General features: G+C 73.4%; 2 protein-coding genes. One reads left to right on the forward strand and one right to left on the reverse strand.

What is annotated here, in order from left to right; translation table 11 throughout:
• Positions 1-554 (reverse strand): AAA family ATPase (locus AB0C29_RS38930; RefSeq protein WP_360831529.1); only part of this gene is annotated, 554 nt, incomplete at its 3' end.
• A 148-nt stretch (positions 555-702) separates the two neighbouring features.
• On the opposite strand from AB0C29_RS38930, the gene AB0C29_RS38935 reads away from it, so the two are divergent.
• The coding region (locus tag AB0C29_RS38935; RefSeq protein WP_360831531.1) for a carboxypeptidase-like regulatory domain-containing protein at positions 703-1,663 on the forward strand (961 nt) is incomplete at its 3' end.

Here is a 1,663-nt window from a genome sequence, read left to right on the forward strand (position 1 = left end):
GCCAGCTCCGCGACGGCGGCCTCGGACAGCGGCTCCAGCGGGAGCCGGCCCACGGCGTCGGCGGGCAGCCGGCCGACGACCGCCCGCAGCGGATGATCGACACCCACCTCGTCATCCCGGTACGTGACGACGAGCAGCACCGGCATGCGCTCCAGGCGGCGACCCAGGAACACCAGCAGATCGAGGGTCGCCTCATCGGCCCAGTGGGCGTCCTCGACCACCATCACCCGCGGTTGCGACGGCCGGGCGAGCTGGTCCACCAGAGCCGAGAAGACGGCCTCCCGCGGGCCGGACGCGAGCAGCGCGGGAAGCGGATCGCTCAGCTCCCGGGCCATGTCGTGCAGCGGACCGAGGGCCCGCGGGGTGAGCAGCGGATCACAAGCACCGGACAGGAACGCCGCGTCCGCCGGCCCCAGCTGCCGGAACCGGTTGATCAGAGCGGACTTCCCGATGCCGGCCTCACCGGTCACGAGCACGACCCGGCCCCGGTGCCCCGTCGCGGCCAGCGCGCCGGTCAGCTCCGCCAACGCGTCGGCGCGTTCGAGCAGCTCCATCCCGGCCGACGCTACGCTCGGCGCTCGTCCCCGGGCAAGCGTTCCGGCTGCTCAGCCGGCATCGGTTCGCGCGAGCCACCCACGACAGGGCATAGTGGCCCGCGGCGTCATCGACCGGTGTCGCTTGCCGTGAAGAAGGTGGTTCGACGTGACGAGCTCACGGGCCCGGCTGATCCGTGCCGCGGCGCCGGTGGCGCTGGCCGGGGCGATGCTCGCGGGGTACGCGGCGCCCGCGGCGGCCGCCCCTCCGGCCATCCGCATCCTGCGCGTGTCGTCGGAGAGCGTGCCGTCCGGCGGGACGGTGCAGGTGCGGTTCCAGGCCACGAACAACAACCAGCGGACCGAGAAGGTCTTCGTGGCCGTCTCCGGTGGCCTGCGCTGCACCGCCGGATGTGCCGCGGCCCCGGACCTCGGACCCGGCAAGAGCCGGACCTTCGAGGCCACGGTCGTCGCCCCGGAGGTGGGTCCCGGCGAGGAGAGCGGCCGCAACCTCGCGGTCAGCGTACGGATCGGCACGCAGACTGCCTTCGACCACAAGATGATCATTGTCCGGGGCGGGAACACGCCGTCGTCGTCGGCGGTGAGCCGGGTCACCGGCCGGGTCCGTGACGCCGACGGCAAGGCGATCACGGGCGCGAGCCTGACCGTCCGGGACAGCGCCGGGCACGAGTACCGGACGACCAGCGACGGGAAGGGCCGGTTCTCGATCAAGGCGAGCGACAGCAAGCCGATCGCCGCCGGGTCCATCACGGTCGTCGCGGACAAGGACGGCTACCGCGCCGCTCGCGCGACCGTCCAGGGCACCGCGCGGGGCGCGACCGTACGGCTGGTCCTGACCGCCCTGCCCACCCCCACCAAGACGTCACCGTCGCCCACCGCCGCGGAGAGCACTCCCGCCACAGCCGGGAAGCCCGCGCCGAAGGCCAGCCTGGCCGGGGTGGTGCCGCCGGCCACCAGGACCGCCGACGACGACAGTGGTTCGTTCATGTTCACCCTGGTGGGCGGGCTCCTGGTCGCCGCGGGCCTGGGCACGCTCGTACTGATGGTGATCCGCCGGAGGAAGCGCTCCGCTGATCCAGATCTGCAGTCGACCCAGGTCATGGCGGCGC

The organism is Actinoplanes sp. NPDC048791 (assembly GCF_040650095.1).
Taxonomy (GTDB): Bacteria; Actinomycetota; Actinomycetes; order Mycobacteriales; family Micromonosporaceae; genus Actinoplanes.